This is a genomic window from Chitinophaga sp. 9-1-y (genome assembly GCF_059511905.2).
Genome location: NZ_CM197955.1, coordinates 7909938 through 7934346, shown reverse-complemented (window position 1 = coordinate 7934346; position 24409 = coordinate 7909938). Strand labels below are relative to the sequence as shown.

12 protein-coding genes are annotated in these 24409 nt (G+C 42.5%); 8 read left to right on the top strand and 4 right to left on the bottom strand.

The window, feature by feature from the left end:
- Positions 1 to 8 precede the first annotated feature (8 nt).
- Both AC5ZC7_RS31640 and AC5ZC7_RS31635 read left to right on the top strand, forming a co-directional pair.
- A complete protein-coding gene (locus AC5ZC7_RS31640; protein WP_496161376.1) occupies positions 9 to 1343 on the top strand; it encodes a TolC family protein in 1335 nt (444 codons plus the stop codon).
- A 266-nt stretch (positions 1344 to 1609) separates the two neighbouring features.
- Positions 1610 to 2203: a 3-keto-alpha-glucoside-1,2-lyase-like domain-containing protein gene (locus tag AC5ZC7_RS31635; RefSeq protein WP_496161377.1), complete on the top strand. Its 594-nt coding sequence runs from the start codon at positions 1610 to 1612 to the stop codon at positions 2201 to 2203.
- A gap of 1899 nt (positions 2204 to 4102) precedes the next feature.
- On the opposite strand, the gene AC5ZC7_RS31630 is transcribed toward AC5ZC7_RS31635, so the two are convergent.
- Positions 4103 to 4270 (bottom strand): hypothetical protein, encoded by a 168-nt coding sequence (locus tag AC5ZC7_RS31630; RefSeq protein ID WP_496161378.1) that lies wholly within the window; start codon positions 4268 to 4270, stop codon positions 4103 to 4105.
- A 1036-nt stretch (positions 4271 to 5306) separates the two neighbouring features.
- On the opposite strand from AC5ZC7_RS31630, the gene AC5ZC7_RS31625 reads away from it, so the two are divergent.
- From AC5ZC7_RS31625 to AC5ZC7_RS31615, 3 genes are all read left to right on the top strand, one after another.
- Entirely contained in the window at positions 5307 to 7130 is a 1824-nt protein-coding gene (locus AC5ZC7_RS31625) for a phage baseplate assembly protein V (RefSeq protein ID WP_496161379.1), read from the top strand.
- A 224-nt stretch (positions 7131 to 7354) separates the two neighbouring features.
- On the top strand, positions 7355 to 11245 hold the full coding sequence (locus AC5ZC7_RS31620; RefSeq protein WP_496161380.1) for a PAAR-like protein: 3891 nt from the start codon (positions 7355 to 7357) through the stop codon (positions 11243 to 11245).
- Between the two features lie 71 nt (positions 11246 to 11316).
- Entirely contained in the window at positions 11317 to 12393 is a 1077-nt protein-coding gene (locus tag AC5ZC7_RS31615) for a hypothetical protein (RefSeq protein ID WP_496161381.1), read from the top strand.
- Here AC5ZC7_RS31615 and AC5ZC7_RS31610 read toward each other — a convergent pair.
- From AC5ZC7_RS31610 to AC5ZC7_RS31600, 3 genes are all read right to left on the bottom strand, one after another.
- Positions 12371 to 15019 (bottom strand): hypothetical protein, encoded by a 2649-nt coding sequence (locus tag AC5ZC7_RS31610; protein WP_496161382.1) that lies wholly within the window; start codon positions 15017 to 15019, stop codon positions 12371 to 12373. The two genes, AC5ZC7_RS31615 and AC5ZC7_RS31610, sit on opposite strands and share 23 nt — an antisense overlap.
- Before the next feature lie 19 nt (positions 15020 to 15038).
- On the bottom strand, positions 15039 to 18209 hold the full coding sequence (locus AC5ZC7_RS31605) for a tail fiber domain-containing protein (RefSeq protein WP_496161383.1): 3171 nt from the start codon (positions 18207 to 18209) through the stop codon (positions 15039 to 15041).
- 168 nt (positions 18210 to 18377) lie between these two features.
- Complete coding sequence (locus tag AC5ZC7_RS31600) at positions 18378 to 19109, bottom strand: carboxypeptidase-like regulatory domain-containing protein (RefSeq protein WP_496161384.1); 732 nt, start codon at positions 19107 to 19109, stop codon at positions 18378 to 18380.
- A 162-nt stretch (positions 19110 to 19271) separates the two neighbouring features.
- Between AC5ZC7_RS31600 and prs the strand changes: the two genes are divergently transcribed.
- The 3 genes from prs to AC5ZC7_RS31585 all read left to right on the top strand — a co-directional run bounded on the left by prs (position 19272) and on the right by AC5ZC7_RS31585 (position 24406).
- Positions 19272 to 20204 carry a ribose-phosphate diphosphokinase gene (gene prs / locus AC5ZC7_RS31595; protein ID WP_496161385.1) on the top strand — a complete coding sequence of 311 codons (933 nt, stop codon included), beginning with the start codon at positions 19272 to 19274 and terminating at the stop codon, positions 20202 to 20204.
- A 109-nt stretch (positions 20205 to 20313) separates the two neighbouring features.
- Positions 20314 to 20760 (top strand): GNAT family N-acetyltransferase, encoded by a 447-nt coding sequence (locus AC5ZC7_RS31590; RefSeq protein WP_496161386.1) that lies wholly within the window; start codon positions 20314 to 20316, stop codon positions 20758 to 20760.
- Between the two features lie 133 nt (positions 20761 to 20893).
- Positions 20894 to 24406, top strand: coding sequence for a SusC/RagA family TonB-linked outer membrane protein (locus tag AC5ZC7_RS31585; RefSeq protein WP_496161387.1), 3513 nt, complete (start codon positions 20894 to 20896; stop codon positions 24404 to 24406).
- Positions 24407 to 24409 lie beyond the last annotated feature (3 nt).

The following is a 24409-nucleotide window of genomic DNA, read 5'->3' as shown; positions in this document are numbered from 1 at the left end:
AGTTTTTTATGAAGACATATATCCGTAAGCGTTACTTATTATTAACCCTGTTACTGGCAGGTACCGGCGCATTGCATGCACAACAGAAGGTACTTACCCTGGAACAGGCCATAGACCTGGCGCTGAAAAACAACTATGATATTCGCCTGGCAAGGAATACAGCAGAATTGTCGGCTAACGATTACGCCTACGCGAATTTTGCTTTTATTCCCCGGCTGAATGCTACCGCTGGTACTACCTGGAGTAACACCGCTACCAAACAGGAGTTTGTAAATGGTACCGGACGCGACACCAGCGGCATCAAAGGCAATAACATCAATGCCAGCGCCAACCTTAGCTGGACATTATTTGATGGTCTTAAAATGTTCGCAACACGCAATAAACTGGAATCTATCCGTAACCTCGGAGAGCTGGCGATCAAAGACCAGGTACAAAATTCCGTTGCGACTATCATTAGCGGGTATTATAATATAGTGCAACAAAAACAACAGCTGAAGGCTTTAGCAGAACAGATGTCCATTTCTGAAGAGCGGGTAAAATTATCCGATGCCAAATTCAGTACCGGACTGGCACCTAAAACAGACCTGTTACAATCAAAAGTAGACCTGAATGCACAAAAGGCATTATATATCCGTCAGCAATCACTGATAGCGCAAAGTAAAGGGTTGTTGAACCAGCTCATGGCAGTGCCTGCAGGCGCCATTGGATATGATGTAATTGATTCCATACCACTGGAAAACAGTCTTTCTTTTGCTGCCTTACAGGAAAATATTGCCAATAATAATACCGCCATCAAAGTGCAGCAACAAAATGTAAATGTATCGGCACTCACTATTAAAGAACGTCGCGCTGACTATTTCCCGGTGATATCTTTTAACTCTGCTTACAACTATACCCGGAATACCTCCAATGCTGCGTCCAATGCCTTCAGTCCTAAATTTAGCAGGAACGGCGTGATTAACTATGGCCTGACAGCTGCTATTCCGATCTTTAATGGCTTCAATGTAAAAAGGCAGGTACAAGATGCGCGGATAAATTTTGACTTTCAAAACATCACCCTGGATAACTTAAAATCACAGGTAGATTTGTCTCTCAATAATGCCTTTAAGGATTACGAATACTATAAAAAACAGGCATCCCTCGAAGAAGAAACCAATGACCTGGCGAGGGAAAATGCCATGGTGGCGTTGGAACGCTTTAAACAAGGTGTATCTACTATTCTCGAAGTGAAAATAGCACAACAAAGCCTAGAAGACTCCTACTATCGGCTCATCCAGGCAAGATATAATACCAAATTAGCCGAAACTGAATTAGGACGGTTAAATGGTGCTTTGGTAAAATAAATAGTCTACCTGATTGACAAAAAATAAAAGCGCAAAGCAAAAAGCGCTTGCAACAAATGACCAAAACGGCGATTGATACTCGTTCCTGGCATTCGCTGCAAGCGCTTTTGCTTTGCGTGCTACTTTTACATTATGTGCGGGCATGAACAAAGGGTTGTATTATTACCGAACACATATGAAATAAGACAATGTAATAATCGTTACTTATCAGCACTAACTCCTCCGGCATGGTTTTGTAAATGCTATAGTTTATAAACCCTGCGATTATGTTACGCCACCTTTTAATTATGTTCGTTTGTCTGTCATCAGTACCCGGCACCGCTACCGGACAGCAATTGCGGGTTGTAAACCGTGGAATGGTTGCAGATTCCGCTACCGTACACCTTGATCAGGCTCCGGGCCCGGGAATTGCCTGGATCACCCAACAGCATTTTAACAACGGCACCATAGAATTTGATGTAAAAGGGAAAAATATACTACAGCAAAGCTTTGTTGGCATTGCCTTTCATGGGGTAAATGACTCCACATACGATGCCATCTATTTCCGGCCTTTTAACTTCCAGGTGCCGGAAACTACCAGGAGAAAGCATTCTGTTCAGTATATTTCTCTACCGGCGTACGACTGGCCCCTACTGAGACAGAACTACCCAGGCAAATACGAAAATGAAATAGATACCAAGGTAGACCCAAATAGATGGTTTCATGTAAAAATTATCGTATCTTCTCCCGGAGTATTCGTGTACGTCAACGATCAAATGTGCCTGACAGTGACACAATTGAGTAACCAAAAGGGGGATATGATTGGATATTGGGTAGGTAATGGTTCCTCCGGCGACTGGAAGAATTTAAAGATCAAATAAAGTTTGTTGATTGATACAGTTAGAAGTCGGGCTTTAGGAACGCGGGTTCTTAAAGCCTTTTTTTTGCAGTCTATTTCCTCCTGCTAACGGTCCTTCCTATTTTGAAGTAACCTCAATCTCTCACTACTCCGGCTCAAGCTTGATGACTGCTACCACACCCGGCTGGTGCTGACTTCACACAGTGCATAGCAGAGGCAACTCGTCAGTGTTTGGGTTAACAAACTGCGGATGAAAATCATGCAGATGTATTCTTAAAAAGCAATAGCTACAAGCCTAAAAAATAAAGATGATGACTGAAACCCCGCCGGACCGATATCAACTTCAAGTGGTACTCGGCAGAGGTAACAGGCCATCGTTGGGTCAACAAACTGCGGATAATAACCATGCAGATGTATTCATAAAAAGCAATAGCTGCAAGCCTAAAAAATAAAGATGATGACTGAAACCCCGCTGGACCGATATCAACTTCAAGTGATACTCAGCGGAGGTAACAGGCCATCATTGGGTCAACAAACTGCGGATGATAACCATGCAGATGTATTCATAAAAAGCAATAGCTGCAAGCTTAAAAAATAAAGATGATGACTGAAACCCCGCCGGACCAATGCCGACTTCATACAGTACTCAGCGGAAGTAACAGGTCATCATTGGGTTAACAAACTGCGGATGATAACCATGCAGATGTATTCATAAAAAGCAATAGCTGCAAGCTTAAAAAATAAAGATGATGACTGAAACCCCGCCGGACCGATCAAGCGGCACTCGGCGGAGGTAACAGGTCATCGTTGGGTTAACAAACTGCGGATGATAACCATGCAGATGTATTCATAAAAAGCAATGGCTGCAAGCTTAAAAAATTAAAGATGATGACTGAAACCCCGCCGGACCGATCAACTTCAAGCGGCACACGGCGGAGGTAACAGGTCATCGTTGGGTTAACAAACTGCGGATGATAACCATGCAGATGTATTCATAAAAAGCAATAGCTGCAAGCTTAAAAAACACGGTTGATGACTGAAACCCCGCCGGACCGATGCCGACTTCATACAGTACACGGCGGAGGTAACAGGTCATCATTGGGTTAACAAACTGCGGATGATAACCATGCAGATGTATTCATAAAAAGCAATAGCTGCAAGCTTAAAAAACACGGTTGATGACTGAAACCCCGCCGGACCGATCAACTTCAAGCGGCACTCGGCGGAGGTAACAGGTCATCGTTGGGTTAACAAACTGCGGATGATAACTATGCAGATGTATTCTTAAAAAGCAATAGCTACAAGCCTAAAAAAGTAAAGATGATGACTGAAACCCCGCCGGACCAATGCCGACTTCATATAGTACGCGGCAGGGGTAACAGGTCATCATTGGGTTAACAAACTGCGGATGATAACCATGCAGATGTATTCATAAAAAGCAATAGCTGCAAGCTTAAAAAACACGGTTGATGACTGAAACCCCGCCGGACCGATATCAACTTCAAGCGGCAATCGACGGAGGTAACAGGTCATCGTTTGGTTAACACATGCTACAGGATTATACAGTACCCGAATGTCTAAACAGAATAAGATCTTCATCATAAATAAATAATTTCAGCAGTATTCTTCCAGCAATTGATTTTATACCCCTTATAGCAAGGAGTTACAATAAAGCAACATCACTCAAACACGCGTCCCTCTTAACTGGATGACAACCGCCCTACTGACGCACACACAGCAACCTTCAACACACAGCAAGGCAAGTCATCATCGTTGGGATAACAAAAGAATCAGATATAACGTATAAGTATATACGCAATAAAAATAAAATACTACACATAGCGATCCCTAATCCGTGAATCAATCAAGGAACAAACTGCAACAGTCATAAGCTGTCCGTTCAACCTGTCAACGACAGGTACTACAACAAGTTCACATCTAAACTATTCTGGCTACTGCTCTTCAACAACGACAATGCTAACTTGATGATAGTCGCCCTGGCTACTTCTATCCACCAACCATTTATCACATGCAGCATAGGGCGATCCATCACCGTTGGGTTAACGAAATCAAACAACTTAAATACCATGACAGTATCAATAAAACATCTTCATTTTTAAATATTTCCATAACAATTATTTACGTAGCATTCCCCAAGCGAAGCCAACAGGCGTCGCCAAATTGAAGATTCTCTGATGTATAGGATATTCTCCCCACAGCATGTGCTGCGCTGACTTACTCAGGTACCAAAAGGTGCATGACAACTGGTCGTTCGGGATATTTCCCTACCACTACATAACTGGATTTTAGTTGCACTAGCAGTACATTTAATGATTCGCTCATTAATAGATTTCCATTTGGGTTCCAAAGGCTCCAGAACACTTATTTATCTGAAGCTATATATTTTATTCTCTTGTGACAGATCAATTCCAGGGACAATTTGCGCTACTTTAAGACCAACAATGCTCTCCAATAAAACAATATCTTAACTCACATAGCAGTAATTGCAGCTAAATCTACTGCAATACCAACATCACAAAACTCCTCTAATCTCAGCACCCCATCATGCTATTCAGTTCCTGCGCATTTTTCTGCATCAATATTATTCCGATATTCCTTTCTATTCATGATCACCCACTCGGAATATACTCGTCAAGGAGACTTTCATCCTCCCATAGCTCATTCAATGAGCGGTAAAACTATACAAACTATCGTCAGGTTTCCCTAATAGTTTGCCTGATGCAACATACATTTACTAGCGGATGGAATGCTTATTGTGTCAATAATACTGTTCAAAAATTTCGCAGATTATAGCAGAAGAAAAAGACTGCTTGGGATTTTGGTTGAGCGAAATTATATTTTTTTCAACAAAAACAAAAAAACTTACAAAAAAAATTTCTCACCAGCAATAATCAATATCTACAAACGCAATACAGTAAAGGGTTAAAATGACTAAAAAAAATATTTACAATCTCGAAAAAATAATATCATTAAAAAAATTTAGGTAGGATTCTTAATTATTTTTTTTGCAATTAAAATTAATTACATAATTTCGGACCCATGTTTGTTCCCAACAATCATATCCTCTCCCAAAGAAATCCTCAGACATTTTAATCAACAAAAACATGACCATATTCACCAAAACAACTGTATCCGTAGGAGCGCAACAATTTGGACAATTCCAGTTCCTTCACTTAAAACAATCCATGACAGCGCACCACGAATTTGAACTGGGCATTGGATACGATTGGCTATCACGCCAGGGCTCAAATCCAATAGCAGCCGGCAAATCCTTTCTCGGAAAGGAGATTAGCATCTGTATTCAACCGATTGAATCTTCCCTAAATTTCAAACCACTCCTATTCAACGGCATCATCACCAATGTAAGCTCCGGCAAAGAAAAAGATGGCATTACCGGCAACTGTATATTGCGGGGAAACAGCCCAACCATCCTACTCTCCGGGAATCCACATACCCAATCATTTGAAGAACAAACACTATCAACCATCGTTCATACCATTTTTAAGAACAGCCACCCGGTAGCAGTGAGCCCACACATCAATCCTGTTATCATTCATCCACTAAAATATATTGTTCAATACAAGGAAACCGGGTTCGACTTCCTTTACCGACTCTCCGAGCGCTATGGAGAGCCCTTCTTCTATAATGGGCAACAAATTATATTCGGACAATACACACCACAACGAACGCCACTAACGCACCAGGAAGATCTTACCGAATTTCAACTGGAATGCAAACTAATACCCGGCAAGCAGGTATTAAATGTCTATGAATACAGGCTGCAACAATTCCTGGATGAAGAATCAGGAAAACAAGGCCTCCGTTCTCCCAATAGTCACTCACAACAGGCGTACGATTTAAGTAATAAATTCTTTCCACAACCTGGCCATTATAAAATCCCTTTCGCCGTTTCAGGCAATGCCAGCGCTGAACTATCAGTACTTGCCCGGCAATACCAGCAATCACGCATATCGCAAATGGTTTTCATGAAAGGGCGTAGTAATAATACCAGTTTACAACCCGGGAATATTATCAACATACGCGAGAAATGGATCTCGAATGAAGAACACGGAGAATATCTTCTTACAGCACTGGAGCATTATTGCAACGGAAACGGGAACTACTATAATACCTTTGAAGGTGTTCCTGCCGACGTGGCCACTCCCGTTATGCACCTGCATAATATACCTTACTGCGAGGCGCAAAGCGCCATAGTAACAGACAATCGCGACCCCAAAGGGCTTGGAAGAATCCGTGTAAAATTCCAATGGCAAAAAGGTACCACGCCATGGATCAGGCTACATCAACCCCATGGCGGACCAGACAAAGGCTTTTACTTCATTCCTGAAATCAATGAAGAAGTATGGGTCGAGTTCGAAGGTGGTAACCCCGAAGCTCCCTATGCCACCGGCTGTGCCAGTAACGGTAATTCCCGGACGAACTACGGCGACGACATGAATAATGTAAAAGTAATTAAAACCCGTAGTGGACATACTATCCGACTGGATGACACCCATCAGCAGGAGCATATAATTATTTCTGACAAAGGCGGAAACTCCATCATGATGGATACCCAGGGGCAAAACATTTCCCTCTCCGCCCCGGAAAATATCAAAATAACGGCACGAAATATCAGCCTTTTCGCCCTTGAAAACATAGATACACAGGCAGGATTTCATATGACGCATACTGCCGGACAGAACATCACTCAGCGTGCAGGCGATTGTTTAAGTCAATATACTGTAAACGACTATCTGTTAACGGCCACAAACATCACCAAAACTGCATTGGAAAATATAAACATCCAGGCAAGGGAAATAGAAAAAACTGCGGCAGCAATAACAGTAGAAAGTACTAAAGAAGATATGCTGTTCCGCGCTGAGAAATCCGTCACTATTCAAAGTAACGAGAAATCCAAAATATCTTAATACCAAACGTCATGCATCAATACCCCACAGGCAACATGCGTATTATCTGCAAAAATTATACAGAAACTGGCAGAAATATCCACTGGCACAGTAGCGGAGAACTTTATATTCATTCCGGAAAATCGGTAATCCTGAATGGTATAAAAAAAGGCATAAAATTCCGAAAAAAACACCAATAATATATCCCGTAAGCTAACCATATCATCATACCAACAACCATTAAAATGGCTGACAAACATTTTGTAGTACAGGGAGCCATCTGTAAATGTAGTTTTGGCAGCACCAGCAGCCAACTACAGGTAGCTGGGGGCACCGAATACATCAACGACTATAGTGGCACCATTAAAGCTGCTGCCAGTACCAAAGAAACGGGAAATCCATTCCTACCACCCACATTCGGCATGTGTAAAATTTCGCATAATGCCTGCATACCGGCTATTACAAAATGGCTGGGATATTCACCCAATATTACATTATCAAATAACGGACAAATACTCACGGAAGACAGTAAAGCCGTTTGTGCAGTAGCAGGAAGCCCTTGCATCAGCATCAGTCATCACGGACAAACAGCAACTGTGATTACTTCATCCGACCATGATCCGACATCCGAAAGCGCATCTACACTTAATCCATTGGCACCGGGAAAAGCAGCAGTAAAAGAACTGCCACGGATACTCAGCATTAGCCTGCAGCTGGAAGAGCGCCCCAACAGATGCACGTACTCCGGCTCTAAAATAAAAGATAACACGCTCCCCGAAATCATCGTACGGGTTAACGAGTCACTGTTCTTTTATATAAGCCAATACGATAATCCCGGGAAAACAGACGAATCATTGGTTAACTGGAAAGTATACAATAGCCATGGCTATAATACTATGCCACTTTCTTTTGAAAAGCAGGGGCCCTCACTACGCATCAAATTGGAAAAAGCAGGTAAATACCGTGTTACGGCTTATGGCAATGAACAAACAGCTAATACGGCATACCTGGATATCACAGCAACCATCAATCACTTAAAAGATGCGTTCAGCATAACTGGTACCGTCTCTGATATACCTACCAACAAAACACATCAGCTGAGAAAAGGAGTACCCGTGGAAATAACAGCAGTATACGAAATAACTCCTCCTACTCCATCAGAAAAACAAAGCGTTTCTTTGCAAATTGCCGATACGTGTAACAATATCGTCGCCATTTCAAACACAGATAGTATCAGTTTTACCCCTCCCAATAGTACCGCAACTTATTTCGTGAGTGCCATGATGTGCAGTAATGATTACGCCCAAACCATTATACATATTTTAGCACCAGGAAAAGAAATAACCATATCAAAAACCAACCACCTGATCAGACCCCGAACATCCCTGCAATTGCATGTCAATGCAATCATACCTGGTCCCATAGAATGTTTGGGTAACGCGGAATCCACCCAATGGACTCTTAACGGAAAAAAAGTAGGCATCGGTTCATCCATCGCAATGGATGGCGATACTCATTTCACTCTCCCAGGCAAATATCTTGTCGAAGCCCGTTTAAGTTACCCAACATCAGGGACCTCTTCAACCAACATTGTAAAATACGGCTCCTGGAAACTGGAAGTAAAAAACAACGAACTACTACCCATCAAAGTAGTCAACGGCAATACTAACTGGATAGTAGGCAAACTTTACCAACTGTCCGTTAAAACGCGGATGCCTTATGACGATGCCCTGGACGGTCCTATTACCTGGAGCCCATTCGGTGCAGGCGGCACCATCCTGCAAAATGCCGTAGCTACACAACCAGGTCATTTAACAATAAGTGCCGCCTTAGGTACATCAAAACAAATACTGGAGATCAACGCCTGTTATGCCAACATCACCCGCTGGTGTTTTGCCGACCAGGAAGGCATCTGCAAACCATCCGCAGGGTGGCGGGAAAACATTAATATTACTATCAACGCTCCGATGGCCGCTAATGAAAAGATACGTATACATCTGTTGCAAGCCAATCCGGCCAACAGCATATGCCACATCAAAGACCTTGGATCGGTCTCCTTTGATGGAACTGGAGAATTGAAACTAAATTTCAGCATCTACAGCCTGAAACCATTACTAACCGCACTGAGTTTTGAATGGGATACTTTCAACTTACTGTTTGCTATCGAACAGGTAGCAAACAGTATCCAGTTTTCTGATATGAAAACCATCCAATGCGGTAACAAAAAGTACTGGTTTCCCAGCATGCAAAGCAACAAGCGAAATGCAGAAAAAGGGAAATCCCTTCGTATAAACGCAAGAAAAGAAATCATTTCAGTAATACTATACGACAGCCATAATTACCCGGCCTATAAAGTATACAAATATGGAGAAAAGATAAAAATACATATACAAACAAGCAACCTGTCCGGTGAAAAACTGCTATTACAAATCTGGGAAAATAAATTCCTGGATGAAGACAAATGCCGCTACAGTACCAATCTTGTGATAAACGAAGATGAAATATGCAATACGGTAATTAATACACGTATACTTAAAACCGGCAACTTGTTGGAGGATAATTTCTTCCGCTGTTTCTATGTAGTTATAAAAACAACAGCAGGCAAATATCTATATCCTGCCGACATAGCGGACGCTAATATGTTAAATCCCAATAGTGTCAGCTTTTATCAGCATATCAAGCTATCTGATAAATTAGATCGCTTATTGAATCAGTTTGGCAAAAAAAATGCGCCGGCTGTACTCGGCGAGTCCTTGCCCGAAGATCTATTCGCAAAAGAATGTCCTAGGTGCAATGAAAATATCACCTTGTCACAACTTAAGAGCATGTTCCCCGGAGCCAATGATACAGACCTGTTGATAGTAGCAGACACCTACAACCGGTATATGAAAGCAACAGGCATGAATACCTGCTGGAATAAGGCTCATTTCTTTGCCCAGGTGGGCATTGAAAGCGGTCAATCTCTTCATATTAAGCACGGAGAAAATTTTAACTGGTATTGGGAAGATCTTTGTAAACATTTTTCTGCATTCAATACCGTAGAAGGAAAAAAGAAAGCCAAAGAGTGGGGTAGAAGTGTAAGAAAACCCGCATCTCCTGGCGTAAATGAAGAAAACCAGAAAAACATCGCCAATTACGCCTATGGTCCAGATACAGCTACTGGTAAAGTACTGGGTAATACAGTAAAAGGAGACGGCTGGAATTTCAGGGGTCGTGGGCTCATACAAATTACCGGTCGTGATGCATACGCTTTTGCGAATAGTTATACCATCAAAGAAAAAGCAGACATCATTAATCACCCAGACCTGGTAGCTACTGATATGAAAATAGCAGTGCTTTCCGCAATGGCATTCTGGAAATGGAAAAGCTTACAGCATATCGCCAACCGCAGTAAAGAAGTAACAACCCAAATTAGCAGAGCAGTTGGAAAGAAAATTATATCGGGTGGAAAAAGCAATTATGAAGAAAAAAACCGGCTCTTCAAAAACAATACCGCCATTGTATTTCAGGTAAGCAACTGTCAATTTTCGGAGGCCGCTGCCGGAAGACTTAACAGGTACGTTATCTATGCAGATATATTTACCTACAAATTTGTCGAAACTAATACCAACAGCAACAAATATCAATACGACATATACTTATCCAATCGCTTGATAAAATCATTCCAATTAGAAAAGAATAAACATGGTCTTTTGCCGTTCCCGGAAACTGGCCCTAACTGGGGCCGATATGGGGACAGAGATAGTGGAGATGATAACTATATTGCCCCACACATAGCGGCTCCTTTATTCGGGTTCTTTTATTCTTTACCTAAAAACGGATACAAGGAAATACTATATTACAATGATATTTCCGCTAGTAATAAACGGAATATCGGACATCAGGGGCATATTGAAGGAAATGATATTGATATCAGGTACCCCGGTAGCACTAATAGGGGAGGAGAAGTATTATGGAGCGAAGCTAAAAGAGCGTATAAATCGGAACAGGAGTTTATAAATGTGCTTGAAAATATCCTAAAAGTAGCCGACAGATGGGGGTTCTGTAAAAACTATGGCTACAAAGTTGGTATTAAAAACACGACCGGTGGTTCAACAAGAGTGCATAAAAATCATTTTCATTTAGGATTTAGATAAAAAATATTTCTATGAGGACAATATACATCATGTTCATAGTTAGCCTATCAATCACTTTTACAAGCTGTCAAATGAAAAGGCAACAGCATGAACCATCTATCGAAATAGATAAACCCAAACCAGTCGAAAAAACTTATACTATGAATATTGCAGAAATAAGAAAACACGACGCATTACAGGAACATATCGAAGCATCCGAAGATAACAGTTATACTATTTATAATTACACAGTACATGATGTGGAAATTGCATTGCCTGTCATTGCCCAAGGGTTAAAGGAAAAAAAATTTGTCACACTCGACAAGGATGCCTTTAACAAAAAAATAAAAACCATTTTCGGAGATATCTTCAATAAAGAAAATAAAAAAGTTAAACTTAGAGATAAGTTCAATACGGTATTCGTCGATACTGTTGCCAATGAAGAAAACGAATTTGATTATACGATTGACAACATCTTCATTTCAAAAGAATATAATTTTATTACTTATGTCCCGCTCATTGGAGACTTTATTACTTTCGTAGATAGTAGCCATTATACTATTGAAATAAATCCTCCACTTATCGCTCGCAACAAATATCTCCTTAACAATAGCCAACCAGACCTCGCCTACCTTCTCCACGAAGACACCCTCTTCCTCAAAACGTTGGTCAAATCATTCGGTTACACAAAAGAGCCCAAAATAAACGACCTCGTCATGAAAGATTACCTCGACCTGGATGATAATCGTATAGCTTCCGTCGGAGAAATCATCTTTGTAAAAAATGCAGCCGGCGTATTAGAAATAAAAGAAGAACTACTCAAATGGATCACTGATCATACCAGTATCAACGACAATCGAATGGCGGATGCATTGCGTTCGTACGCCGATGCGTTATACGACAAATCGTATAATACTTTTCTCAACATCAACGCCTATCAATTTTCCCTGGATGAAAAAAGGAAAATTGCTGCGTATATAATCAACACCTATGACCCACTCTATCGCCGTTTTGTGCTCCAAAACCAAAGGATCTGGCCTGCGGATGGAGCGCTAAACGGCCTACTGATAGACGATACCGGAATGGCAGACTATTTTAAACAACAACATTACTTCTCATTGCCTGCACTGAAAATGGAAATGGAACTTACGGTTGATGCTTCGCAATGATATACCAGTTTCCGGCAACTGCCTGAACGGTAATACCCAGATAAGCAACAGCTGAGGTAAAGGAGGTGGCATTATCAAGTTTCTGTCCTGCGGCTGCAGGTTTAATAGTGATGCCTCCAGACGTGCCTGTTCCCAACAACTTGATGTTGTAAATACGCCCTTCGCGGATAGTGGCATCTGGAAGGAAAACAGTAATATTGGTATTAGCAGATGCATCTACCAGTATGGTATAATCTGCATCATTGGCAGTGGTAGTACTGTTAACAATTCTTGCAGCACCACCCACGGATCCATTTACATGGAATGTAGACGCGGGCGTTGCAATTCCCACACCGATACTACCAGAGGCAGTAATGCGAAGGCGTTCTGGTTGCGTCGTTCCACCAGCGCCCGTACCGGTATGAAAGCTCATGGCGCCGGGGGTAGTTGAGTTAGCACCCGCGATCAATTTAATTTCGGCGCCTTTAAATGAATTAACCGTTGTTGCTCCTCCAAAAATGCTGATATCTCCAATAGAATTATTAGAACAGATAACAGGAGTGGCGAGTGTACCAAAAGTTCCTCTACCCGACCAAAATGAGTTGCCAGCCCCATCTATCCTTCCTACTTCCGTAGTACCTCCATAGAATTTAAAATCATTAGTGGCATTGTTTTGAGGCACTGCCAGCCACAGGCTGGAGGTATCAACACCCAGGCTGTAATCTCCCTGAGAAATACTAATCGTCGGGTTTAGGGTTATTTTTGTACCAGTACTCCGCGTATTTAAAGCAGGTTTCCCTACCTGCGTGGCGGTAGTGCCGAAATAAATATTATTTGCGGTAGTGTTCAATAACCTCAGCTGCCCACCATCATAATCAAGGGTAGAAGGGCCTACATTCATTTTTGCCACACTGCCATTGGAATATACGTTTACATTGAAGGCGTTATTGACTCCCTGACTCAGTTCTGTTGAATCTGTATTGAGTAATAGTTTTATAGGTCTCGCAGTAGCTGTATTTACGGCGATATTATCAACCCATGAGGAGGATGTTACATCTTTAGCATCAAAATAAGATACATACCAGGTTACATCACTGGTGGTTGGCCCTGCCAGATAAAAATAATTCACACTGGAAAAGCTCCCTCCATCGCCGGCTCCCCAACGAAAAATATAATCTTCCCATTTACCGGTTCCTTCGGTTTTACTTAACCAACGATCCACCCACGAAGTACCATGTGCATTTGACGCCTGTTGTATAGCATATCCTACCGGTATTAATGCACGTATCCTGGTAATGTAAGTTTTATTTGCGGCGGTGTTAATATGAGCAACAATACCTCCAAGTCCCGGTGTTACTGGTAAACCCGACTTATAATCTACTTTAAGATAATAACCCGTAGCGTTAGGGACAATATTAGTTAATGGAGCATTGGTTCTCACAACGGTAACAGCGCCCCCACCTGCATTGTTATAGGAAATAACATTATTCATTCCACTTCTGAATTCCGGATCAGGAAATAGCTGCCTTCCTTCAAATGAATTCCATAGTTGATTAATGCCACCATTTGAAGAATTGGCAAACGGTGTATTGATATATTCTGAAGCCCGGATACCTGCTCCGGTTACATCCAGTTTACTTCTCGGATTGGTAACACCCATCCCTATAAATCCACCAGGTGTGATGCGCATCGCTTCTTTCCAACCACTGGCATCATATGCCCAGAATGCTAGCCCCGGATAGCCGTTAGCATCATTACCTGTTAGCTGAATATTAGCGCCTTTACTTGTAGGATCCTCCAGTACGATGCTTGCATTCAAGGCATCCGATCCTAATTTCAATAAGGAGAACCTCCCTTCTGTACGTTGTATGCCAGTTATCCAGCTATCAAAAGGCTGTGCTACTGTATATTGATTACGGAGATAAGATTTATCTCCATAATCTTTAAATAACAATTCACGCCAGGCGCTCCATTGTAACCGGTTATCATCCTTAGTTCGGATAAACGCACCATTAGGCCCCAATAGTTCACCATCCCAGTTTATGGCAAAATCGAATCCGGTAGCGTTACCAGCCGGAGATGTTTTAACAACCAATCCATTAAAGTAGTTTTTTCCGCCTCTGCCCTGGAATGCCTGATCCGATAATATCGGCATGTCTTTCCCCTTATAGGCAAAGTATCCCATCACTTTTCCGGCAGCCCAATTATCGAATAATACACTATCTCCATCAGCAATCACTCTAAAGTTAGTACTTGCCAGATCATAACGGCTATCGCCCCAGGCACTCAAATCCATCTTTATGGCAAATGTCCTACCATCCATCTTCCGGTAATACAGGGTATCCGCAGACCTGTATAAAGTATCTACCGCTGTCTTTACCAATGTTCCCAATTGAATAGTATCCTGCCCTACAATCGCCAGGGAGTTCCCCAGCAATTTCAGCCTCATTTTTCTAAACTCCGTACGTCCTTTACCTTTATTTAAAAGTACACCCAGGGTATCTTGTGTATGGTTTTCAATAATCAGCTCGGCTGTATCGCAGGCACTATAAATTCGAACACTGTCAGCCCGGATTTGGTAAACAGTTTGTGCATAGGATACAATACCGATTAAGCAAAACAGTACAACACAGGATAAAAATTTCATAGGGTATGAATAACAAATTTTATTTGGAAGAGCGTTCGTTATTATTTTTCTGTTCCAGTTTATCTAATCTTGCATTTGTCTCTTCAATGCTTTTATCTACTTTGGCATTCAATTCTTGTACACTTTTCAGCAATAAGCCTATCGCATTCATCATATCCAGGTGGTCATGCTTCTCTCCCGAAATAATGGCAGGTTCTTCATCTGCAATGATGCCAATTACTTTTCTACCAGGCGCTTTCTTATATTCAAACTCTCTTACCTTAATGCTATCAATGATCCGTAGCGCATTTAGTTCAAAATCTTTGATATTCATTTTTAATGCACGTAGAGAAGGCGGATTAAACCCGGTAGCAGTCACTGTTCCTGTTACCACCACGTTACCACCTATTGTCAAATTACCGCCCAATGCGCCGGTACCATTCAGATTAAAGCTACCTGCCTGTGCACTGGCGGATTGATTTTGAATATAGCTTGTCGAACCTGTAGCAGGGGCTGCGGCGATATCAGCCGGTGTTAGCGTCCTGGTGGTAGCTGCTGTTACGTGTCCTGCATCATTGGTTATAAAAGAGGCCAGCACATTTGCTCCTGTAAGTGTAGGCGTCAATGGTTTTCCGGCAACATGGTTATTTGAATGCCATATTGTGTACTTATTCGTACCATTATCAGGTGAGTATAACGGTGCAGCATCGGTATTATTTAAATAGAATATTTTTGATCCGGTAGGAGTACCATCAGCAGTGGAAATAAATAACCCACCAACATTGGCACCCGTATTAGATACACCGAGAGAAGCGGTAGCATTGATTCCACCAATGTAACGAGTAGTTTGAAAAACATATTGAGTGGCATCGCCTGCAGCTCCCAGTGCCACAGTTTTCTGGGCAGTGTTACCATTATTCAATATGGCAGATAACGCAATATTAGCTGGAGCTGCGGCAATATCAGTAGCTTTTAAGGTTCTTGTTTTTACCTGTGTAACGTGTCCAGCTGAATTTGTGAAGAAAGAATCCAGCACAGTGGCTCCCGGGAAACCAACAGTTACTGCGTTTCCTGCGGGGTGATTCGTTTGCAGCCAAAGAGGGTCTCTATTTGTACCGACTTTGGGTGTGGCGGAAAATATAACATCTCCATTTACCCTCGCAATCTGCAATGGGTTGTCCTGAAACACACCATTGTCATTGTACCTTGATATCACAAAATTACTACCGGCATTTCCTCCGGTCTCTGCTCCTGATTTATAAAACACCCATCTTTTGTTGGTAGCGAGAGAGTCCGGATGCGAAGATTTATATATTACAAAATCCTCGTTGCCTATATTAGCTCCTGTAGCAATGCTTTTGGCAACACCCGAACCGGATATATTAAAACTGATAGCCTGTGGAGCAGCGCCCAAAGCCTGCACAAAATTAGCGGAGCTATTAATCAGGTATCCATTCGCATCTGTTCCTAAAACGCCTACATTAAAAAACTTCGGAGTACCGCCTTCTAATTTGATATTTTTGGCCTTTATCCTGAGTGTGCCAATAAAATTGCTGCCATTGCGTGGGCCAAATACAATGTCTCCATTATCTGGCGTATCAAACCAAATACGGTTTCCATTCACACCGTCCACCGCAGTAAGGTTATCACTATACACACCAAATCCCTGCTGCCAATCCATCAGTTGATTGGCTGCCGACAGGGTTCTGTTAAAAACAATAGCGTTGTTACCTGTTTGGTTACCCGCTGCCAGAATATTTGACAAAGAAGCTACTTTGCTTACCAGGTAGCCATTTGCATCCGTTGCCAGCATACCTGCATTAGTTAAACTATTAAATCTATATCCTGTTCCATCTATCCCAAACGTCTTGGGATCATTAGCTGCGCTTCCCCCTGTAACACTGATAGTAGTGTACATATTTGTCGTTCTGTTATACCCCCGCAACTGCGCCTGACCTGATGAAAAACCTACCTCTGTAGCAGGCCCGGCACCACTTGAATAATCGCCCTTGAATCTACTCATCCCTTCCCAGTCAGCACCGCCTTGCCCATCTATTTTGCCAATTGGTGTGGTCCCTCCATAAAATTTCCATCCAATATTATTTGCATTCTGCGGTACGGAAAACCACGTATATCCCGATTCCATACCTATCCCATAGTCAACGGTTGTCGCGCCAATACCAGAGGACAACACCACTTTCGTTCCCTTACTTCTGATACTAAAAGCTGGCGCACCAATACCATAACCGGCATAAACAATGGTATTAACCGTTGTATCGGAAAGACTTAATGTCCCCGTTTTCAAGATTAAATTTCTGGTGCCCAGGTTAAATTGAGGATCTTGCGCACTGTATGCGGAAAGGGCGATATTCCCTTTGGCACTCTGAAAAGTAAGATCATCATTAAGGGATGACCGCTTGCCGATATATCCTACCTCATTTACCACATTCGATTCCATAAACGTCAAATAGGATTGATTCACAGTCCCTGTTCCTGTTCCCCGAATCCGCGAATATGGACCTGCTATCAACCCCGACGGCATATCTACCATCCCTGTCTGCCTTTTTATCACTAATGCCGGACCTGTCAGATTGCCAAAATCATTATACCTCCATAGCACAAAATCAGAACCGTCATTTGCCTGACCTGTTTCTGCATTGGTTAAACCAATGTTCCACCTGTTATTATTATTTACCCTTAAAGTATAATGCTGTATATTTTGCCCCGCATTAGCAATAAAGCCTTTGTCTGATTTTCCCACACCATCAATATAAAAATTGCCGCTCTGGGCAGAATCATACTGATTTCGTATATACCGCGCATTCGACTCCACCTTCGTATAAGCATCCACCACATACAATCTCACTCCCACAATTTTCCCATCAGTTTTCCTGTAATACAAGGTATCATTAGACTTATAAAGGGTATCCACAGCTGTCTTTACCAATGCCCCCAATTGAATGGTATCCTGCCCAACTAATGCCAACGAATTCCCTAACACCTTCATGCGCATCTTCCTAAATTCAGTTCGTCCTTTCCCTTTGTTAAAAAGAAAGCCCAACGTATCTTGTGTATGATTTTCGATAATCAATTCAGCGGTATCGCAACCGCTATAAATACGAACACTATCGGCGCGGATTTGGTAAACATTTTGCGCATAGGAAACGCTGCTTATCAGGCAAAGCAATGCAAGGCGGAATAACAACTTCATAGGATACAGAACTATTGGTATAGGTTTAAAGGTACACACTGTTGAGGGCAACTGCTCATACAGCGTAACAATATGCAAATATATAAATAATTATATGTATTAGGGAGATATATACCGCCCCGTAAATAATTACGCCACGCGGAGAATCGCGTGGCGTAATTAATTCCTTTAAGGTTCCTTTCTGACGGCCTTTTCTTTCTGATAGGCTTCAAACGACTGCTTGATATATAACATCAGGTCATATTCTGAAGCACTGTTAAGAAACTGATAGCCTGGCCGGTATTTATACATAAAGGAATCCAACTCGGGGCTCTGCAATTTGGTCATTTTTTCCACTAATTCGGGTGAATAACGGTAATCAATATATTTTTCCTTCTCCCAATAAAGCAATTGTTCATGAAATTGCTCCTTCCGTTTACGAACCTTACTAGGTACCAGGTAGGTTAATGCAGTGATAGGATTAGCCGGCAGCGTTTTCAACACATCTACTGCTCCTGGCTTATGATAATTGAAATAACGCCCATATTCATCACGTAAGGCCATCGAGTCGTTACGATAATTCTTTCCCCTTACATTTACGCCTTGTAATTCAAACAACCGCTTCTGCATATATACATTCTGGGAAGAGGACAGCATCGGTACAATAATTACTTTAGTAGCATAACTCAACATGGAAAATTCCAGCGTGTCCCCGGGAATAGCTTCCATATAATAACGGCCACTTTCATTGCTAAGTGCCCCCGTCATAGTTCTCTTGTTTACAATGGAAACAAAAGGCAATCCCGTTTTGGTCTCCTGATCCGCCACCATACCAGACAACCGCACCTGTGCGACAGTACCCTGCATGCTAATGAAAAAGAAAAAAAACAGCGCTCCGATATATACTGTAAAACGAATCATGAATAAAGTAATCCTTCAAATTTAATGTTCCACCCGCAAATGAAAAGTTAAAAAACAGGGGAAATGACAGTGCTCAACGGCAAAAATATTAATTATCAACGTTATAAATATCCCCTCAATCACTTATTTTTACCATTATCTAGGATATATCCTGTAAAAGTCATGCCACAGAAGATCATTTTTGCTACACAGCATTACCAGTACCTGAAAAATAAGATACTGTCAATCACAGGAAATACCTGGGAAAATGGGGAATTGGAGATACGCGATTTCCCTGATGGGGAACATTATCATCGCATACTGAGTAATGTCAGCAACAAAGAAGTGATCTTAATTGGTGGCACCATCGACGATCAGGCCACCCTCGAATTATATGATCTTGCCAGTGGATGTGTACAACTGGGCGCCTATTCTCTCACAATCGTTATCCCTTTCTTCGGATATTCCACTATGGAAAGAGCAGTGAAATACGGAGAAATTGTGAAAGCAAAAACCCGCGCAGTACTGTTTTCCTCTCTTCCCAATACCTCGCGGGGTAACAGGATTGTGATGATCGATCTCCATGTAGACGGCATCACCTGGTATTTTGAAAACGATGTACGCCCGGTTCATTTATACGCAAAAGAATTTGTCATGAACGCTGCCATAGAACTGGCTGCCGGCCATCCTTTCGTCCTCGCCAGCACAGATGCCGGCAGAGCAAAATGGGTAGAATCTCTCGCCAACGATATGCACGTTCCTGCCGCCTTTGCATTTAAACGTCGCCTCTCCGGCGATGAAACCGCCATCACCGCCATCAGTGCCGACGTGAAAGATAAAACCGTTATCATTTACGACGATATGATCCGCACAGGCGGATCGCTGATTCACGCCGCCCAATCTTATCATGATGCTGGTGCAGCCGATATCTGTGTAATCACCACCCACGGCATCTTTGCAGGTAATGGATTTGAGAAAATCAAAAAAAGTGGCCTCATTAAAAAAGTTATTTGCACCGATACCCACCCCAACGCACTCCGGATAAACGACCCAATGCTAACAGTCAAATCAGTAGATCAACTCATCGTCAGCTATTTTAACTCACAACATTCCTGATTCCCGGTTGGCAAGCTATTTGTCTTCCCGACAATTATGGACATTGTAGCAAATCAACTGCTCACCTTGCAATTACTTAAATTGCAGTACATAAACCTAACAAACAAATATGCTTGATTTTCGTATACTCGAGTACGGTAGTTGTGACTATCACACCATGCTGGACCTTCGTAACGAAGTACTCCGAAAACCACTGGGACTCAGCTTTACAGCAGAACAACTGCAACAGGAAATAAATGATATTTTCATTGCCGGATTCATCTCCAACAATGAAAAAGAAATACTCGCAGGTTGTTGCATTCTTACTCCGGTGAATGAAAATACCGTACAACTGCGACAGATGGCCGTTTCTCCCACCTTGCAAGGGAAAGGAGCCGGCAGGGAAATTATCTTGTTCGCAGAAGCATATGCACGTGAAAACAACTTCGATATACTAACTATGCATGCCCGCAAAGAAGCCACAGGCTTCTATCAGAAACTAGGCTATGAATCTTGTGGAGAAGAATTTACAGAGGTGGGCATTCCACACTACGAAATGAGGAAAAACCTGAAATAATATTTTTTTTGCTTTTGCAACCCATTGTAGAAGCCATTTTGATTGTATTGTTATATTGATGGATCACCAATATAACAATAGACAGCGTAGGATTCCTGTCAAAAAATTTTGTAACCAAATCTTTGATTATACAATGAGAAGCCATGTACTAGCCTGGTCGGGGCTGTGCTATGCCTTTTTCTGCTATACCTCCAGCAGCGCATACGCAAAACCCGAAGGGTATCTATCCGCCAAACTGCCCGCTGATACCACCGTTCCGGTAGTGATTAAGCCTGCTGCAGCCGATACCAGTGTGAAACCCAGGCAAGATACTGCCGTCAAAGCAGCTCCTGCACAGGATACCACCAAACCCAAACAGGATACTTCCGGTAAATCCGTTCCTGATACTACTAAAACTACTACCGCTAAACCTAAAGAGGATACCGCCCTCATCCTTCCCCCGGACCCGGCTACGGCAAAAAGTGAAGTGGGAAAGTTCTCTCTCACCGGCACCGTGAAAGATGATAAAGGAACCCCGATTCCTGGCGCTGTGATCCGTAATAAAACAGCTAAACTAAATGCCCAAACAGATCCTACAGGTAACTATACGATCAAGGCAGCTATCAGAGATACCATCCTCATAACAGCACCTACTTTCGGCGAACAAACAATTCCCATAGAAAAAAGAGGGGAACTGAATATTACCATGGTACCTTCTAATGCTACTAAAAAAGTGTTGGGAGAAGTAGTAGTAACCGCCCTTGGCATTAAAAAGAACCCCCGCTCAGTAGGCTATGCCATACAGGAAGTAAGCGGCAGCGCGGTACAGGAAGCCAAAGAAGTCAATTTCGTCAACGCCCTTACCGGTAAAGTGCCTGGTGTGCAAATCAGTAGTAACACCGGATCTATGGGCGGTGCCAGTAAAATCACTATCCGCGGTGTAAAATCCATCCTGGGCGATAACAACGCCTTCTTCGTACTCGATGGCGTCCCCATGATGAATAACGTTACTAATGATCCCGGTCAACAAAACGGTGGCGGTGGCTACGACTACGGTAGCCCCATGCAGGACATCAATCCGGAAGATATTGAAAACATCTCCGTCCTCAAAGGCGCCGCTGCAACAGCTCTTTATGGAAGCCGGGGCGCCAATGGCGTTTTACAGATCACTACTAAAAAACGTCCTGATACGGAAAGAGGAATTGGTGTTACCTACAGCCTCAATGCACAAATTGACCAGGTAGCTGTTCTTCCAAAATACCAGAATATGTATGGTGGCGGTAATGCAGGAAAATTCGATACACTGTATTATAACCAACATCCCGATGGGTTCCTCAATGAACAAAGCGCTACCTACGATGATAACAATGGCAAAGGACGCTATGACCTGCTGCCACAATATGCAGTGGATGAATCATGGGGACCAAAACTGAATGGACAAATCATCCGTCCTTATTGGTCATGGGATAAAAATAAAAATAACCCCAACTTCGGTAAAACCGATACCTGGTCAGCACATCCGAATAATGTAAAAGACTTTTACAAAACAGGTTTTACACTTACCAACAATATCTCTATGGCTGGTAGCAACGATAAAGGAAGCTTCCGCCTGTCATACGGCAATATGGATCAAACCTTTGTTTTGCCCAACGCTACCAACAAAAGAAATAACCTTTCCTTCAATGGTAGCTACGAATTAACAAAGGGAGTGAAGGCAGTCGCCTCCATGAATTATACCTCCTTAAAAGTGAAAGGCCGCCCCGGTACCGGTTTTACCGGGCCCAACCCAACTTTACAGTTTACCATGTACGGCCAACGCCAGCTGGATATAGCAAGAGAAAAGAACTACCAATATAATGATGGTTCCCAAATTACCTGGAATCGCCGCGCATGGGATGATCCAAGTATTTCTTCCAGCAATGGTCCGTACTGGAATCGCTATATGGATTACGAAACAGACAGCCGTAACAGACTGTTTGGATCTGCTGGCCTGGATGTAGACGCTACCAAATGGCTCTCTTTCTCCGGCCGTGTATTCATGGACGACTATAATACACTCGAAGAAGAAAGAACTGCAAAAGACTATTCAATTGGTGGGTATATCAAACGCGTAAGAAGCAACCGCGAGATGAACTACCAGTTAACAGCAGATATCAAAAAAGACTTTGGTAAAGACTTCCAACTGAACGCTACAGTCGGCGGAAATATTATGCATCGTCAGTGGACAGTTACTGGTGGAAGCACAGTCCAGGGCCTGATCACCAAAGGTGTGTATAACTTGCTCAACTCTGTACAACCAGCACAAGCTATTGATCAATACTACGAGAAACAAATCAATTCCGTTTTCGCTACTGCCAACCTGGGGTATAAAAATCTCCTGTTTCTCGACCTGACAGGACGTAGCGATTGGTCATCAACACTGGTAAAAGGTAATAACCAATATTTCTACCCTTCTGCTTCCCTCTCTTTTGTTTTCTCAGACCTGTTGAAAGACTGGAAGTGGTTGTCATTCGGTAAGTTAAGAGGTAGCGTGGCCGCAGTAGGTAATGATGCAGACCCTTATCGCATTTATAATACCTACGATTTCGTTCCTCCTTTCGGTAGTAATCCAATTTCTCAGTTCTCATACACTTTATACAATCAGGACCTGAAACCAGAGCGTACCACGGAAGTGGAAACCGGCGTAGAACTGAAATTCCTCGACAATCGCATCGGACTGGATTTAACTTACTACAGACGTGTCACTAAAGACCAGATCATTACACTGGCATTACCCACTGCTACCGGATTCACCGGTGCTTATGTAAATGGTGGTAGTGTGGAAAACAAAGGCATTGAAATAGGCTTAAACCTGAATCCCATCCGCCTGAAGAATGGCTTCCGCTGGGATATCAATGCCAACCTTGCCCGCAACAGAAACAAAGTACTGAACCTGGATATCGCACAGTATAATACATCCCTCGCTTTCCTGACCATTGGTACCGACCGTCGTACACAAAAGGTGTCCGTTGTAGGACAGGTTGGGGAACCACTTGGAACTATTCGTGGTACAGATTATACTTATCTCAATGGGCAAAAAGTAGTGGATGCGCTTGGTCGTTATGTACCCAGTGCAATCAAACCTATCGGTAACGCCTATCCGGATTATGTGGGTGGTGTTACAAATACCTTCTCTTATAAAGGTATTTATTTGTCTGCCCTGGTTGATTTCCAACACGGCGGCGACTTTTTCTCCTACACTAACCTGTATGGAAACAAGTCTGGCTTGCTGGAATCTACTGTGGAAAACGGGATTCGTGAAAATGGCATTATCGTTCCGGGTGTAACAGCCGATGGTCACGCCAATACCACAAAAATTACAGCACAGGATCATTTCAATTATAACGGAGGCAATGTGATTAGCAAGGCTAATTTATATGATGCCAGTTATATCTACCTGAGGGAAGCAAAAATTGGTTATAACCTGCCGGAATCATGGTACAAGAAAATTGGCGCGCAGGCGGCACGTATTTCCGTATATGGCCGTAACCTCTGGCTAATTAAATCCAATGCACCTAATGTGGACCCGTCCAACATCCTCAATTCTGCATCTAATGTGCAGGGTATTGAAGGAGGGGCGCTGCCTTCACTCCGGTCTTATGGATTAAACCTGAATGTATCATTCTAAATT